This is a genomic window from Deferribacter desulfuricans SSM1, assembly GCF_000010985.1.
Classification (GTDB): domain Bacteria; phylum Chrysiogenota; class Deferribacteres; order Deferribacterales; family Deferribacteraceae; genus Deferribacter; species Deferribacter desulfuricans.
The window spans coordinates 2,219,392-2,234,389 of the sequence record NC_013939.1 but is presented as its reverse complement, the minus strand read 5'-3'; the positions used below and the strand labels follow the sequence as shown (position 1 = coordinate 2,234,389).

16 protein-coding genes are annotated in these 14,998 nt (G+C 30.8%); 8 read left to right on the top strand and 8 right to left on the bottom strand.

The window, feature by feature from the left end; all coding sequences use genetic code 11:
- Positions 1-82 precede the first annotated feature (82 nt).
- Positions 83-832, bottom strand: a complete 750-nt coding sequence (locus tag DEFDS_RS11045) for an SDR family oxidoreductase (protein WP_013008874.1) — start codon at positions 830-832, stop codon at positions 83-85.
- 59 nt (positions 833-891) lie between these two features.
- Here DEFDS_RS11045 and ilvA point away from each other — a divergent pair, with 59 nt between their 5' ends.
- From ilvA to DEFDS_RS11020, 5 genes are read left to right on the top strand one after another with little or no spacing between them, the layout of a single operon-like run.
- Entirely contained in the window at positions 892-2,091 is a 1,200-nt protein-coding gene (gene ilvA, locus DEFDS_RS11040) for a threonine ammonia-lyase (RefSeq protein ID WP_013008873.1), read from the top strand.
- Positions 2,084-3,415: a chromosomal replication initiator protein DnaA gene (dnaA, locus tag DEFDS_RS11035; RefSeq protein WP_013008872.1), complete on the top strand. Its 1,332-nt coding sequence runs from the start codon at positions 2,084-2,086 to the stop codon at positions 3,413-3,415. Before ilvA ends, dnaA begins: the two co-directional genes overlap by 8 nt.
- Before the next feature lie 10 nt (positions 3,416-3,425).
- Complete coding sequence (gene wtpA, locus DEFDS_RS11030) at positions 3,426-4,388, top strand: tungstate ABC transporter substrate-binding protein WtpA (protein WP_013008871.1); 963 nt, start codon at positions 3,426-3,428, stop codon at positions 4,386-4,388.
- A gap of 3 nt (positions 4,389-4,391) precedes the next feature.
- Entirely contained in the window at positions 4,392-5,381 is a 990-nt protein-coding gene (locus DEFDS_RS11025; protein ID WP_013008870.1) for an ABC transporter ATP-binding protein, read from the top strand.
- Complete coding sequence (locus DEFDS_RS11020; RefSeq protein ID WP_013008869.1) at positions 5,371-6,126, top strand: ABC transporter permease; 756 nt, start codon at positions 5,371-5,373, stop codon at positions 6,124-6,126. The genes DEFDS_RS11025 and DEFDS_RS11020 overlap by 11 nt, the downstream gene beginning before the upstream one ends.
- On the opposite strand, the gene DEFDS_RS11015 is transcribed toward DEFDS_RS11020, so the two are convergent.
- The 7 genes from DEFDS_RS11015 to DEFDS_RS10985 all read right to left on the bottom strand — a co-directional run bounded on the left by DEFDS_RS11015 (position 6,100) and on the right by DEFDS_RS10985 (position 13,515).
- Positions 6,100-7,077: an ADP-ribosylglycohydrolase family protein gene (locus DEFDS_RS11015; protein WP_013008868.1), complete on the bottom strand. Its 978-nt coding sequence runs from the start codon at positions 7,075-7,077 to the stop codon at positions 6,100-6,102. The two genes, DEFDS_RS11020 and DEFDS_RS11015, sit on opposite strands and share 27 nt — an antisense overlap.
- Positions 7,070-8,821 carry a hypothetical protein gene (locus tag DEFDS_RS11010; protein WP_013008867.1) on the bottom strand — a complete coding sequence of 584 codons (1,752 nt, stop codon included), beginning with the start codon at positions 8,819-8,821 and terminating at the stop codon, positions 7,070-7,072. The genes DEFDS_RS11015 and DEFDS_RS11010 overlap by 8 nt, the downstream gene beginning before the upstream one ends.
- A 3-nt stretch (positions 8,822-8,824) precedes the next feature.
- Positions 8,825-9,496: a 23S rRNA (guanosine(2251)-2'-O)-methyltransferase RlmB gene (gene rlmB / locus DEFDS_RS11005; RefSeq protein WP_013008866.1), complete on the bottom strand. Its 672-nt coding sequence runs from the start codon at positions 9,494-9,496 to the stop codon at positions 8,825-8,827.
- Complete coding sequence (locus DEFDS_RS11000) at positions 9,493-10,008, bottom strand: hypothetical protein (protein ID WP_013008865.1); 516 nt, start codon at positions 10,006-10,008, stop codon at positions 9,493-9,495. The genes rlmB and DEFDS_RS11000 overlap by 4 nt, the downstream gene beginning before the upstream one ends.
- Positions 10,001-12,556: a DNA mismatch repair protein MutS gene (mutS, locus tag DEFDS_RS10995; RefSeq protein ID WP_013008864.1), complete on the bottom strand. Its 2,556-nt coding sequence runs from the start codon at positions 12,554-12,556 to the stop codon at positions 10,001-10,003. The genes DEFDS_RS11000 and mutS overlap by 8 nt, the downstream gene beginning before the upstream one ends.
- A 75-nt stretch (positions 12,557-12,631) precedes the next feature.
- Entirely contained in the window at positions 12,632-13,171 is a 540-nt protein-coding gene (locus tag DEFDS_RS10990; RefSeq protein ID WP_013008863.1) for an NUDIX hydrolase, read from the bottom strand.
- Positions 13,171-13,515, bottom strand: a complete 345-nt coding sequence (locus DEFDS_RS10985) for a hypothetical protein (RefSeq protein ID WP_013008862.1) — start codon at positions 13,513-13,515, stop codon at positions 13,171-13,173. Before DEFDS_RS10985 ends, DEFDS_RS10990 begins: the two co-directional genes overlap by 1 nt.
- A 147-nt stretch (positions 13,516-13,662) precedes the next feature.
- Here DEFDS_RS10985 and DEFDS_RS10980 point away from each other — a divergent pair, with 147 nt between their 5' ends.
- The 3 genes from DEFDS_RS10980 to DEFDS_RS10970 all read left to right on the top strand — a co-directional run bounded on the left by DEFDS_RS10980 (position 13,663) and on the right by DEFDS_RS10970 (position 14,998).
- Complete coding sequence (locus DEFDS_RS10980; protein ID WP_013008861.1) at positions 13,663-13,833, top strand: DUF362 domain-containing protein; 171 nt, start codon at positions 13,663-13,665, stop codon at positions 13,831-13,833.
- Positions 13,834-13,920: 87 nt separating this feature from the next.
- Entirely contained in the window at positions 13,921-14,592 is a 672-nt protein-coding gene (epsC, locus tag DEFDS_RS10975) for a serine O-acetyltransferase (protein ID WP_013008860.1), read from the top strand.
- Entirely contained in the window at positions 14,570-14,998 is a 429-nt protein-coding gene (locus tag DEFDS_RS10970) for an RrF2 family transcriptional regulator (RefSeq protein WP_013008859.1), read from the top strand. Before epsC ends, DEFDS_RS10970 begins: the two co-directional genes overlap by 23 nt.

Genomic DNA, 14,998 nt, shown 5'->3' with positions numbered 1-14,998 from the left:
AAAAGTATCCACTTATTAACATATAAAAAATGTTTAATAGTTGTGTACCGATTATTAACTATAGTATAAACACTGTTTTCAACTAAAAAGGGTAATCAGTGAAACCGCCATCTACTGTTAATGTTGTACCCGTTATATAAGAAGCTTCGTCTGATAATAAGAAATATGCAGCACTCGAAAATTCTTTGACATCAGCAATTCTGTTTGCAGGTATTTGAGAAGCTAATTCTTGGTACATCTCTTCATAACTTTTATTCATTGTTTTCATTTTTTCTTTTATTAAATAATCAACCCTTTCTGTTAAAGTGTAACCAGGTGCTATAGTATTTACAGTAACGTTAAAAGGAGCCAACTTTTTTGCTAATGCTTTAACATAACTTGTGAGAGCTGCTCGCAAGCAGTTTGATAAGAGAAGATTATCAATAGGTTTTTTTACAGATACACTTGTAATAACTAATATTCTACCAAACTTTTTATCCATCATAAACTTAGCAGCTTCTTCCATAATTTTTACAGGATTTAAAAATACGGAATCAAAATGAGATTTCCAATCGTTTTCGGTTATTTCGAATACATTGCCTGCCTTTGGACCAGGAGAATTTATAACTAATAAATCAAACTTTTCTTTTTTAATAATATTCAACAAGTTTTCAACATCATCTTTATTAAATATATCACATTTTATTGGTATGCTTAAACTGTTGTCATTATTATCATATTTTAAATTTTTAGATGTTGTCCAAAAAGTTTTTATCCCATTTTCCACAAGTTTGTCTACTACAGCTTTTCCAAGCCCTTTACTACCTGATGTAACTAATGCTTTTTTATTCATAACATTTCTCTCCTCAAATTTAATTGACTATTATTTCTCATCATGTATAAAAATATATTATGTACACAGAAATAATCAACGCTTATGATAGAATAAAAAATTATATAAAGAATATCCCTCTTTACTATTCAAATATTTTTAGTGAATTAAAAGGTGGGGATATTTATTTAAAACTTGAAAACCTTCAAAGAACGGGTTCTTTTAAGATAAGAGGCGCTCTAAATTGTATGTTGAAAAATAAATATAAATGTGAAAAGGGGGTAATTGCAGCATCAGCTGGCAATCACGCTCAGGGTGTTGCGTTTGGCGCTAAATTAATAGGGATTAATGCAACAATAGTTATGCCTGAAATTACTCCTTTAATAAAGGTCGTTAATACATCAAAATATGGTGCAAAAGTCGTTTTACATGGGAAAAACTATGATGAAGCTTATAATAAAGCTATTGAAATAGCTGAAAATGAAGGTTTGTATCTTATACATCCTTTTGACGATTTAGATGTTATTGCAGGTCAAGGAACAATAGCTCATGAAATATATATGGAAGGTATAGATATTGATCAGGTTTTGGTTCCAATTGGTGGTGGGGGATTAATATCAGGTATCGCTTCTTATTTTAAGCATGTCAAGCCAGAAATAAAGGTTTTTGGTATTCAAGCTGATAATGCAGCTGGCATGTATTATTCACACTTAAGAAAGAGGGTTGTTACATTGAGCTCTTCTGCAACTATTGCTGAAGGGATAGCTGTCAAAAGAGTTGGTGATAAGACATTTGAATTTTGTGAAAATTATATGGATGATGTTTTGACTGTTACTGATGATGAGATTGCTTACGCTATTTTACAGTTAATAGAGCAATCAAAGCTAGTTGTTGAAGGTGCAGGAGCTGTTGGTATTGCAGCAATTCTTCAAAATAAGATTGATGTGAAGAATAAGAAAACTGCGGTGGTTATCTCTGGTGGAAATATCGATGTAAATCTAATTTCTAGAATTATAAATAAAGGGATGGTAACTACTGGCAGATTTTGTCAGATAATTGTTAATGTAAAAGATATGCCAGGCTCACTGGCAACAGTTACATCTGTAGTTGCAAAGTTGCAGGCAAATATCCTTGATATCAAGCATCACAGGTTTGATGCAAACTTACCAGTAAATTACACAAAAGTTATTTTAGATCTTGAAACAAAAGGGTTTGAACATATTGAGAAAATAATATCAGAATTAAACAGGAAAGGTTTTGAGGCAAAAATAAATGGGTAGCGATAAAATCTGGGAAGAAGTTTTAAAAGAAGCAAAAAATCATATTTCTGAGCAAGAGGTTAATACTTGGCTAAAGCCTATTAAAGTAGGTGAGTTACGTGGAGATTTTATTCAATTGATTGCACCAAATAGACTTTATAAAAATTGGTTTGAAGAAAAATATTTGAATGTGGTAAAAAAGATATTCAATGAAACATTATCAATAGAAGCACAAACCATACAGGTTGTTACTAAATCGTCAACAAAACAGAAAAAACATACAGCACAAACTGTTTCATCTTCTGTTACTATTGATGTCTATACAACTAATCTTAATAAGCAGTATACTTTTGATAATTTTGTTGTGGGTAATTCAAACAATTTTGCTCATGCTGCTTGTATGGCAGTGGCAGATGGATATTTTCATACTTATAATCCACTTTTTATATATGGTGGTGTTGGTCTAGGTAAAACACATTTGATGCATGCTGTAGGGAATAGATTGCTTGAAAAGTTTCCTAAATTAAGAGTTCTTTATATATCAAGTGAAAATTTTACTAATGAGATGATTTCTGCACTAAAATCTAAAAAGATGGATGAATTTAGAGAAAAATATAGAAAAGTTGATGTTTTACTTTTTGATGATGTTCAGTTTTTAGCTGGAAAACAGAGAAGTACAGAGGAGTTTTTCTATACTTTTAATTCTCTTTATGACTCTCAAAAGCAGATAATTTTGACTTCTGATAAAACACCAGCAGAAATCCCTGAGATGGAAGAAAGGCTGACAACGAGGTTTGCTTGGGGATTAATTGCTGATATTCAGCCACCATCTGTTGAAGAAAAAACTGCTATTTTGATGAAAAGGGCAGAATTAATGAATATAGATTTAAATGAAAAGGTGGCACTATTTATAGCAGAAAATCTTAAAAGTGACAATGTCCGAGAACTTATAGGTGCATTAATTAGATTATCAGCATATTCATCTTTTAACGGGGAGCCTATCACTATTGAGCTTGCAAAAAAAACTCTTGATAGGTTTTTGATTAAAAAGGATAAGATAATAACATTTGATACAATTCTAAAAGTGGTTACGGAATATTTTAATGTAAAATTATCTGAGCTTAAATCTAAAAAAAGAACAAAAAGTATTGCCTATCCAAGACAGATAGCGATGTATTTAATGAGAGAAAAACTCAACTGTTCTTTAAGCGAAATTGGTGAAATTTTTGGAGGTAGGGATCACTCAACAGTTTTACATTCCATTAACAGTATTGAAAAAAAGTTAAAAAAAGATAAAGAGTTGCAGGAAACTATTAAAATTCTCGAAAAAAGTCTTTATAATTAAGAAGGTTTAAATGAGATTTGTTATCAAAATATCATTTTTTGTTATCTTTTTGAGTTTAACGCTTTTTGCTAAAGAAAAGATTATTATCTTCCATGCAGGAAGTCTCAGTAAACCTTTTGCTGAACTTGAAAAGAGGTTTGAAGAAAAATACCCTCAGTATGATGTTATAAGGGAAGCAGCAGGAAGCAGGCTTTGTGCAAGAAAAGTGGCTGAACTTCACAAACCAGCTGATATAGTTGCAAGTGCAGATTATAAAGTAATAGATAACCTGTTAATCCCTGAATATGCAAAATTTAATATTCATTTTGCTACAAATGAGATGGCTATAGCTTACACAGAAAAATCTAAAAAGAGCGATGTTATTAATTCAACTAATTGGCCAGAAATACTTTTAAATAAAGATGTGATAGTTGGGCATTCTAATCCAAATTTAGATCCATGCGGCTACAGGACTATGCTTGTAGTAAAACTTGCGGAAAAGTTTTATAATATAAATAAGTTTTTCGATAAACTTTTTGGATATGGCAATTTTTATGAAAATGGAGAGGAGAATAAACGAAAGATAATCGTAAGGCCTAAAGAGACTGATTTATTAAGTTTATTAGAAGCTGGAGTTATAGATTATCTCTTTATCTACAAGTCAGTAGCAATTCAGCATGGCTTAAAATATATAGAGCTTCCAAAGGAGATTTCATTGGGGGATAATAAGTTTAAAGAATATTATTCCAAAGTAAGTTTTAAAATAACAGGAAAAACACCTGGTTCTTTTATTTTAAAGAAAGGGGAGCCCATGATTTATGGCATTACTATTGTTGAGCATGAAAATCTTTTGCCTGTTAACAAAAAGGGAGCTGTAGAGTTTATTAAATTTTTATTATCAAAAGAAGGGAAAGATATTTTAATAAAAAATGGCCAAAATGTAATTGATCCACCTGTAATTACTGGAGATTCATCTATTTTACAAAATGAATAGAATATGCTAAAAATAGAAAATCTAAAAGTAAAAAGAGATAGCTTTAGCTTATGTATCAACTATTTAGAAATAGGTGATAAAGAATATTTTGTTTTATTGGGTGAAACTGGTAGTGGCAAAACTACTCTTTTAGAAACTATTGCAGGTTTTCATAAAACAGTTTCAGGAAAAATTTTTCATAATGAAAAAGATATTACCTTTTTACCACCTGAGAAAAGAGGGGTAGGCTTTGTTTATCAAGATTACGCACTTTTTCCAAACTTAAATGTAAAGGAAAATATTTTATTTTCCACAAAATACAAAAAGAATAAAACTGATAACAGGTTTAAAGAGCTAGTTAATTTTCTAAAATTAGAAAACTTAGTAAACAAGAATATTAATACCTTAAGTGGTGGGGAAAAGCAGAGAGTAGCTTTGGCAAGGGCTTTGATGTCAGAGCCTAAAATTTTACTGTTAGATGAACCTTTAAGCGCTATAGATCCAACATTTCGTTATGAAATAATGGATTACTTAAAAAAGATTATCCCTCTATATGGTATAACAATCATACATGTTACACACAATTTTAGAGAGGCAGCTTATCTTGCAAATAGAATAGCTATAATTAAAAGTGGCAAGATTATTGAAACAGGTGATGTAAAAACTATCTTAAATAGACCAAAGCATATAGAAACAGCAAAGTTTTTAGGATTTAAAAATATCTTGCCGCTAAGTTTGATTGGAGAAAAAAATAAATCATTCTTTACTGTTGACCCAACAGAGATAAATATCAATTATGAAAACAGTAATAATAAAATAAAAATAGAAGGTTTAATTAAAGATATTGTTTATTTTGTTGATCATAAAAAAATTTATGTGGATTGTGATGGTATAATGGTGATGATTAAAAAGGGTAATTCTTATAATGAAAAAGGGTTAAAGGTAGGCGATAAAGTAACTTTGAGTTTTGATAGTAAAAAAATCTCAATATTGAGAGATTTAGATGAAAAATAGTTTTGGAAAAGGTTTATTTATTTTTTTAAGTGGAGTGATTATATTTTTCTTACTCTTTCCCATTTTAAAACTTTTTTATTCAAATGGGCTTACAAATATTTTACAAACTTTGAAAGATAAAGAGGTTATCGATTCTATCCTACTAACATTCAAGGTTTCTTTATTTGCAACGATATTTGTATTTTTTACTGGGGTTCCTCTTGCATATTTGATTGCCAGAAACAACTTTTTTGGCAAATCAGTTGTAGAGGCAATAATAGATCTCCCCACAATGATACCACACACTGCAGCTGGAATTGCTATTTTGCTAGCTTTTAATAGCGGTTTTTTAAAACTACAGCTGATTGATAGTGAAATTGGAATTATATTTGCCATGATGTTTTTATCAGCCCCATATCTCATAAATGGAGCAAAAGAGGGTTTTAAAAAAGTGGATGTAAAGTATGAATATGTGGCCAGAACTCTTGGTGCAAACTGGTTTTCAGCCTTTTTAAGGGTGGTTTTACCAAATGCAAGAAGGGATATTGTCAATGGTATGCTAATGATGTGGGCAAGAGGGCTAGGTGAGTTTGGAGCTGTTGTAATTATTGCTTATCATCCAATGGTGGCTCCTGTACTGATTTATGATAGATTTAATAATTTTGGTCTTAAATATTCTGCACCTGTTGCAGCAGCTATGATTTTATTATCTATTATGATTTTTCTAATTATCAGATATTTAAACAATAAAAAATTTCATAATTGATGTGTATTTTGTAAGTGGAGGTTTAAACAGGTATTTTTTAAACCTTTTTGGGATTGATTCAAAACCGTAAATTGCTCCAGCAATTGCTCCTGTTACTGCACCGATTGTGTCAGTATCTCCTCCAATATTTATTGCTTTTAAAACAGCTTCTTCAAAATTTTTTGATTCCATATTTAGCCAGATAGCAGTTTGTAATGTTGTTACGCAATAGGGGGTTGTTGTATAAATATCAGGTTCTTCAAAGATTGGGTTTATATCTTCTATTATATCGTAAAATGTATTTTTTACTTTTTCTAAAGCTTCTTCAAGTGGGTAATTTAAAATGAGATATTTTAATAAAAGGTTATATATACTGTTTGTAAATAGCGCTATTGGATGTCCATGGGTTACAGAAGCAGACTTTGCTGAATCTTCTATTAACTCTTTATCGGTTTTATCAAGATAATAAGCTGTAATGATACTTGAGCGCATTAAAGCACCATTGCCATTTGATAATCTATCTTTTTGAGGTTTTCCAGTTTTTAATGCTTTATAAGTGGTTTTACCAATCCCAATTGCTGTATTTGTAGAAGAATATTCACCATTATAAAACCATTTGAGATAATGCTTCCTTTCACTGTTTTCATCCACAACCCTTTTTTCATCTAAGGATGTGGCAAGAGCTATTAGCATAGATGTGTCATCACTCCAATCACCTGCATTTAAATTTAGATGACCACCACCTATGATATTTTTTTGATATTCCCCTTCTAATTTTATGGGAGGGTATGGTTTTATTGTAGGGAAACACCCTTCTTGCGTAATTCCAAGCATATCCCCAATTATATTTCCAGCTATCATCCCAGCAATTTTGTCTTTCTTTGTTTTTTCAAGCTCGTTAAAGACTGACTGAGTTTCTGTTTTTTGCATACAATCTGATACTTTATCACAATGCTCTTTGAAATCACTCATCTAAAACCCTTAATATACCATCTTTTAGATGCAATTTTTTCCCTTTTAATATTAAAGGTACATTTTTTAGCCCTGTAATAACAGTTTTATCAAAAATTGTTGCATATTCTATAAGATATGAAAAAAGTGGTGCAGATTCAACGATTACGCAGTCATAATCATTGATATTTTTTAGCATAGGTAAGGATACACCTTTTGAATAACAAAATCCCCCTTTTTCAACTTTTTCTAAGCTGTTTATGTGTGTTAAATTCCCTTTTCTCTCTTTTTCAAAAAATATTAGTGGTTTAAATTCTTGTTTATCCCTATTTTTTTCAAAGAAGTTTGATATAATTTTTTGAGTTTCTTGTATATCCTCTTCGAAGATTTCTGTTGGGGTAATTTGTAAAGAAAACCGTTCATATTGCCATTTTTTAAATGTGTAATTAAAGATATAGTTTGCAAAGTAGTTATCGTTTATTAAGTCATTTAAACTGTTTATCTCAAGAAATCGAATATCGAGATTTTCCCTTAGTTTATTTTCTGAGCAGAGCTCATTTATTTTTTCATTAATAATAGATTTTATTTTGTCAAATGCTTCATTTGCCTTTATTATCAGCTTATCTCTTATTTCCAAAAGATTATGTATTTCTTTGGTGTTTTTAATAATTTTATTTTTGCCAAGGATATATTTACTTTTTGGCAGTATGTTTTTTATTAGAACCTCTATTTTTTCTACATCATATTCAAATGGCAATACTTTTATTTTTTGTATATTAAAATCAAAAAATGGATATAACCCTAATTCTTTTTTTAGAAGGGAGTTATTTTTTGTAAGATATATCAATTTTAGTGCAACATCTAAATTTTCTACTTTGTTATAAATCTGTAAAAAATGGTTAGTGAATTTGAAGAAAAATACAGCAAAAACTGCAAACATATTGGCAGCAATAATAAATAGATTTTCAAGTAGGGTTTCATAAGTGAGTTTATTAATATTTTCATCAATATCTTTAAAAAATTCTTCAATAGATTTTTCTCTTAAGATGTCTAAATTCACATCTTTAAATTTTACTTTTTTAAGCTTTAGATAAAGGTGTGGAGCAAAATTTAAAAGGAAGAAGTGCTCATTACTTTTCAGTGTAAAATAGGCAAGATTAATAGCATCCAGGTTGATATATGGTTTATTAAAAATATGCTTTATAGATGGTGATAACGTTTTTATGTCATTTTCAGCGAAAAATGGGTTTAAAACTTCTTCAAAAGTTTTAAATAAACTTGCAGAAAAAGGGGATAAAGTTTCTGGAAAAATATTATTAAAGAAACCGTTTAGATACAAAGTTTTCCCCTTAATCAAACTATCATGGAAAAGGGAATATTCCACATTTGTTAAAGGGGTAAAAGAGGTGTTTTTCCTTCTATCAAAAAGGTATTTAGATTTTGGTAATACTTTAAAATCTAACAAATATAATTTGTTATCTTCAAAAAAAACCTTTATTTCTAAGTGTTCATCTATTTCCCGTTCAAAGGACGTTACGGCTTCAGCTATTTTCATATATGCATTTTTATCAAGGGCACCACTGTTTTTAACCTTTAAAATAAAGTTTTTGAATGTGCCTTTTATTAAAACGGTGAAAAAATCTTCGCTATAAACGGAGATGTAACCAAAGTTATCGTCATAGCTATTTTTTATATAAAAATATTCTTTACTTTCTTTTTCAGCTTCATAAAAACCGTTTCTGATTAAAGCTTCTTTGATTGCCATATTTTACCCTTTAAAAAAGTGATAAAAAGTGATTGCAGCTGATTGTGAAACATTTAATGAGTCTATTTTCCCTGTCATTTCTATTTTAAAAGTTATGTGCGCTCTTTTTAAAACATTTGATCTAATTCCTTCCCCTTCTGAGCCTAAGATAATACAGTTTCTCTTGGTTGTTTTGATTTCTGAGAGCTCTTTTTTCCCATTTATATCAGCTGCTGTAATGAAAAAACCAGCATCAAGGAGTTTATCAAGTGTTTTTGCAATATTTGTCACTTTTACAATTTTTGAATAAATGATACTTCCTGCACTGGCCTTAAAAACAGCAGGGGTTACAGAAGAGCTACCATGTTTTGGTATTATGAAATAGTTGATACCAAAGCAGTGCCCTGCTCTAACAATTGCCCCAAAATTTTGCGGATCCTGAATTTTATCGAGAACTGCTACATTTTCTTCTAATACAATATCTTCATAAACCTCATCAAAATCGTAATACCTAAAATCGACTTCAGCAGCTACCGATTGAGCATGTTTAGAAAACTTTTTATCAAATTCTGATTTGCTTACTATTTCAAAAGGGGTATTACCTACATCAAATATTTTCTGTTCTCTGAAAAAAACCTTTCTAACCTTTTTACTTTTTAAAGCTTCTTTTACCGGGTTTTTACCATAAATTATCATATAGCTATCTCCATTTTTTTAGAATAATGTATAACTGATAGTGTTAAAAATATTAAAATTGATAGGGTTAAAACTATTTCGTTTGGATTTAATAAAGGTAGTATCCATACAAGATTTATTAAAAAGATTTTTAATCCTTGAGAGATGCTGATTTCACTTTTTAGCAGTATAAAGGTTATAAAAATAATTATTGTTAAAATCATAAGCTTATATTTTGCAAGGATTGCAAGAGTAAAAATCAGTAACAGAGCTAATAATGAAAAAACAGCCGAAAAAAATGATGAAAGAACTTTTTTGAAAAATTCTATTGTAGCATTTTTTGATAGAGGTTTTGATTCTATATAACATTTTGCAAAAATTCTAACTAATATTAGAAAAATCAGCTGTTTTAAGTTTATTTTATTTTTTAGATATAGAATAAAAAATAACCATTCTGGTAAATATGCTATTATAAAATTTGCTAAAAATAAAGGGTGCGAAAACAGATATTTCAATACCGCATATTTATGCATCTTCTAGCATCCCTTTTAGTTTTGCAAGTGTATTTAATGCTTCAAGTGGTGTCATATTATTGATATCTATATTTCTTAGCTCTTCAATAACAGGATGATCTTCAAAGATTAGCACAGGTTCTCTAATAACCACTTCACTTTTTTTGGCAAGTTTTGGGGAACCGTCTATAGAAAATTCATTTTTTTCCAATGTGGCTAATATTTCATTTGCTCGATTTATAACTTCTTCGGGAAGGCCAGCTAATTTTGCCACATGAATTCCATAGCTTCTATCAGCAGAGCCTGGAATTATTTTTCTTAGAAAAATAACTTCATCGTTCCACTCTCTAACCTCTATTGTGTAATTTTTTACACCGTAAGTGGTTAATGCAATATCTGTTAGCTCGTGATAGTGTGTGGCAAAAAGTGTTTTTGCTTTTATATATTTTGAGATGTATTCAGCTACAGCCCAGGCAATTGATAGACCATCATAAGTAGATGTCCCTCTTCCTATTTCATCCAAGATTATAAGTGACTTTTCAGTGGCATTGTTTAAAATATTTGCGGTTTCCACCATTTCTACCATAAAAGTGGATTCCCCTTTTGCAAGGTTGTCGCTAGCACCAATCCTTGTAAAAATCCTATCCACTAACCCTATATTAGCTTCTTTTGCTGGGACAAATGATCCTGTGTGTGCAAGTATTGTAATTAGAGCAGTCATACGTAAATATGTACTTTTACCAGCCATATTTGGGCCAGTAATAATAAGTAATCTATCCTTTTCGGTATTTATAAATATGTCATTTGGTACAAATGGTTCATTCATTGTTTGCTCAATTACAGGGTGCCTGCCTTCTATGATTTTTATTTCATTGCTATCATTAATATGTGGTTTGGTGTATTCGTATCTTATAGCTGCTTCTGAAAAGGATAACAACATATCAAGTAGTGCAATCTTATTAGCCTGACTTCTTATTCTTTCTATCTCTTTTTCAACTTTTTCTCTTATTTCGATAAATTGTTGATATTCAAGTTCTGTGAGCTTCGATTCCGCTTCTAAAATTTTTACTTCGAGCTCTTTTAGCTCATCAGTTATGAATCTTTCTGCATTTACGAGGGTTTGTTTCCTGATGAAATAATCAGGTACTTTTGATAAATGAGATTTTGATACTTCAATATAATATCCAAATACTTTGTTGTATTTGACCTTTAAATTTGTAATTCCAGTCTTTTCACGCTCTTTTTGCTCTATTCTTGCTAACAGTGTTGTGCTGTCATCTTTTACTTTTTTGAGCTCATCTATATGGTTATTAAAACCAGTTTTAATAATACCACCAGCCGTTATTTGCAAAGGTGGGTCATCTACAATAGATTTATCAATTAGTTCATAAATATCCTCTAAATTATCAAACTGTTCACCAAACTCTTTCAAAATAGGATCGTTAGAATTTATAAGATAAGCTTTTATTTCTGGTAGTACCTTTATGGAATTTTTTAACCAGACAAGATCTCTAGCATTTGCTCTTTTTGCAGAAAGTCTAGATGCAATTCTTTCTATATCATATACATTTTTCAAAAGATTTTGAATGTTGTTTTTTAACTCTTGATCAAAGATAAATGCTTCAACGACATTTTGTCTGTATTTGATTTTGTTTAAATCACGCAAAGGTCTTAAAAGTGTGAATTTTAATAATCTTTCTCCAAGAGCAGTTTTACAAAAGTTTAAAACTTGAAATAGTGTGTTTTTAACTGAGCCATCTCTTTGATTTTTTACTAATTCAAGCGTATTTACAGCGATTGAATCCAAATATAGCTCATCGTTTAGATTGAGATAAACAGGTTTTTTTAAGGTGACATCAAGTAGGAGTGAGTCAAGATACTTTAATGCAAAATAGATCGGTATAGCGTTATTTGTGTTGTCTATGCCTATGGAAGTAAAACTTTGTATATTAAAATGGTCAAAAATTGTCATTTTAACGGTTTTTTCAAAAGTGGAGTAGTTTAAAAGCTGAAAATTTACATTTTTTATATTCAAGTCTTTATTTCCTATAATCTCTTTTGGATCCCATTTATCAATCACTGAGAAGATATTTTTTGTTTCAGATATGAAAAGGTCTCCTGTAGAAGTATCAATTAGTGCTATAAAATATGTATTGTTTGTATAGTAAAACGATAAAAGAAAATTAAAGTCAGCACTTTTTATGGACTCTTCTTCTATTACTGTTGCAGGTGTAACAACTCTTATAACTCCTCTTTTTACAATACCTTTAGCTGTAGCTGGGTCTTCAAGCTGTTCGCAGATTGCTACTTTTTTCCCAGCAGATATGAGTTTGTCAAGATAGGTCTGATAAGAGTGGTATGGCACGCCACACATGGGGATAGGGTTATCATCATTTTTATTTCTAGATGTTAGTGCAATACCAAGTATTTTTGATGCATCAATGGCATCATCATCAAACATCTCATAAAAATCCCCCATTCTAAAGAAAATTATACAGTCAGGGTATTTTTCTTTTACCTCATAATATTGTTTCATCATGGGGGTTAATTTTGCTTCTTTTGATACCATAATTAGCGGATTTTCTCCCAAGTTTGTAATTTATTAAATATATACATGATTGAGAAATAGTTTCAATAAAAAGAGTTATTTATTATAAAGTAAAAATTTAGTATAAGCAGCAACAACTATTGAATGTGTAATCTCATTTTTCAATATTGCTGATTCTAATTGGTCTTTATCCCACAGCTCTATTTCAATATCTTCAAATTTATCAAAATTAGTTTTTTGTGTGTTTTTACAATTTAAAGCAGCAAAAATGTAGCATTTGTTTGATAATATAGCTGGATTTGGGTGTAGATATCCCAACTCTATGAAGTTATCAGAAATAAATCCTGTCTCTTCTTGTAGCTCCCTTTTTGCCGCTTTGAGAGGTTCTTCATTAAAATCTATCGCTCCACCGGGGAACTCTATGGTGGTATCTTCGATTGCAAACCTAAACTGTTTTACAAGTATAAATTTTCCATCATCAGTTTGAGGTATTATTACTACCCAGTTTTTCGTTTTTATAGAGCAGAAAGGGGATTGCTCCCCATTTTTTAAAAATTTGAAATGCTTATGCTCTATACCAAGGACATGGTCTTGATATTTTTGCTCGATTTTAAGCAGTTGCCAGTGTTTATTCATTATAAAATAAGTCCGCTGCCACCTGGGTTGTTCCCATTTGTAGGAGGTGTGATACCGTCAAGGTTTGAAGTAATTTTTATATTACTTTTTGCTTCTAAATATTTATTTTTTAACTCTTCAGGGATTTTTTTGTATTCATAAAGTATTTTATCAGAAGAAATTTCACCACCTATTTCATCTTCAAAAGGGAATCCAAATGGAAGGAGCGCTATTTGGACACCAGAGCCACCTACTGGTATAGTTTGAACAGCAGCGACGTCCTTTAATACATTATTTTCTTCATCAAAGTTGCCAATAACAGTATCTCCACTAACTAACTTTACCATCTTTATTTCATAAGCCATTTTTCCCTCCTGTTCTTTTTGTGCGTTAAGAATATATATTTTGCTTAAAAAATCAATATCAAGTTTATTTCAAATTTATTAGAAAAGTTGTTGACTTTATTAACAATGGTTATTATTAAGAAAGATATACTTTAAGGAGGTGCGGATATGGCACATGTAATTACTGATGAGTGCACAAACTGCGGTGCATGCGAAGATGAATGCCCAGTAGGCGCAATTAGCGAAGGTGATGGCAAAAGAGTAATCGATCCTGACACTTGCACAGATTGCGGTGCTTGTGCAGAAGTTTGCCCAGTTGATGCAATCGAGGCTCCTTAAGAGAGATAATTTATCTGGCTAAATAAGGGGTTCAGTTTTTGAACCCCTTATTTTTTCAGGTAAAACACTACTTTCAGGGTAGGTATTATGGGCTTAATCAGATGGTTTAAAGAAGAAATTAATAATATTTTTGAAAAGGATCCAGCAGCAAGAAGTGTATGGGAAATCATTTTTTGCTATCCAGGTTTTCATGCCAATATTTTTCATCGAGTTGCACATTGGTTGTGGAAGCATAAACTTTATTTTCTTGGTAGGTTTGTTTCACATATCTCTAGATTTTTAACAGGAATAGAAATACACCCCGGTGCTAAAATAGGTAAAAGGTTTTTTATAGACCATGGTATGGGTGTAGTGATTGGTGAAACAGCAGAGATTGGGGATAATGTGACAATATATCATCAGGTAACACTTGGCGGCGTTAGCCTTAATAAAGGGAAAAGGCACCCTACAATTGGTAATAATGTGGTAATTGGTTCTGGAGCTAAGGTGTTGGGACCGTTTACTGTTGGTGAAAACTCTAAAATTGGTTCTAATTCTGTTGTAGTTAAGGAAGTTCCGCCCAATTCTACTGTTGTTGGAATTCCTGGCAGAGTTGTGACTAAAAAAGATAGAAAACTGCTTGATTTTGACCATGATAAACTGCCTGATCCTGTAGCTAACGCAATAAACTGTATTGTTGATAGAGTTGTTGAGCTTGAAAAAGAGATAAAAACTCTTCAAAAAAAGGTGGAAAAATATGAAAGTAACGACAAGAAGTAGATATGCTATAAGGGCTTTGTATGCCCTCGCTTTAGCAGGTGGAGATAAAACACCTGTGTCCTTGAAAAAAGTTTCTGAGATGGAATCAATTTCTATGAAATATCTAGAAAGACTTTTTTCTAATCTAATGAAAGCAGGTATTGTTAACTCTGTGAGAGGAATATATGGTGGTTATATATTTAGTAAACCGTTAAATGAGATAACTCTACTTGATGTTGTAGAAGTTATGGATGGAGTTATAAAGCCTGTTGATTGTGTAGAAGAAGAAGGGTGTGATAGATCGAGAGATTGCAGTATAAATTGGATTTGGTTTGACCTGAAGAATATAATTGAAAATTATTTATCAAAGATTACTTTTTATGATTTAGTATATGGATTAAAAAATAAGTATAAAGTGGAGGAATAA

Coding starts and splice junctions, on each gene's coding strand:
- ilvA (WP_013008873.1), top strand. CDS start 892: ATGTACACAGAAATAATCAACGCTTATGATAGAATAAAAAATTATATA.
- dnaA (WP_013008872.1), top strand. CDS start 2,084: ATGGGTAGCGATAAAATCTGGGAAGAAGTTTTAAAAGAAGCAAAAAAT.
- epsC (WP_013008860.1), top strand. CDS start 13,921: ATGGGCTTAATCAGATGGTTTAAAGAAGAAATTAATAATATTTTTGAA.
- DEFDS_RS10990 (WP_013008863.1), bottom strand. CDS start 13,171: ATGAATAAACACTGGCAACTGCTTAAAATCGAGCAAAAATATCAAGAC.
- DEFDS_RS11045 (WP_013008874.1), bottom strand. CDS start 832: ATGAATAAAAAAGCATTAGTTACATCAGGTAGTAAAGGGCTTGGAAAA.
- DEFDS_RS11015 (WP_013008868.1), bottom strand. CDS start 7,077: ATGAGTGATTTCAAAGAGCATTGTGATAAAGTATCAGATTGTATGCAA.
- DEFDS_RS11010 (WP_013008867.1), bottom strand. CDS start 8,821: ATGGCAATCAAAGAAGCTTTAATCAGAAACGGTTTTTATGAAGCTGAA.
- mutS (WP_013008864.1), bottom strand. CDS start 12,556: ATGGTATCAAAAGAAGCAAAATTAACCCCCATGATGAAACAATATTAT.
- DEFDS_RS11025 (WP_013008870.1), top strand. CDS start 4,392: ATGCTAAAAATAGAAAATCTAAAAGTAAAAAGAGATAGCTTTAGCTTA.
- wtpA (WP_013008871.1), top strand. CDS start 3,426: ATGAGATTTGTTATCAAAATATCATTTTTTGTTATCTTTTTGAGTTTA.
- rlmB (WP_013008866.1), bottom strand. CDS start 9,496: ATGATAATTTATGGTAAAAACCCGGTAAAAGAAGCTTTAAAAAGTAAA.
- DEFDS_RS10980 (WP_013008861.1), top strand. CDS start 13,663: ATGGCACATGTAATTACTGATGAGTGCACAAACTGCGGTGCATGCGAA.
- DEFDS_RS11020 (WP_013008869.1), top strand. CDS start 5,371: ATGAAAAATAGTTTTGGAAAAGGTTTATTTATTTTTTTAAGTGGAGTG.
- DEFDS_RS10985 (WP_013008862.1), bottom strand. CDS start 13,515: ATGGCTTATGAAATAAAGATGGTAAAGTTAGTTAGTGGAGATACTGTT.
- DEFDS_RS10970 (WP_013008859.1), top strand. CDS start 14,570: ATGAAAGTAACGACAAGAAGTAGATATGCTATAAGGGCTTTGTATGCC.
- DEFDS_RS11000 (WP_013008865.1), bottom strand. CDS start 10,008: ATGCATAAATATGCGGTATTGAAATATCTGTTTTCGCACCCTTTATTT.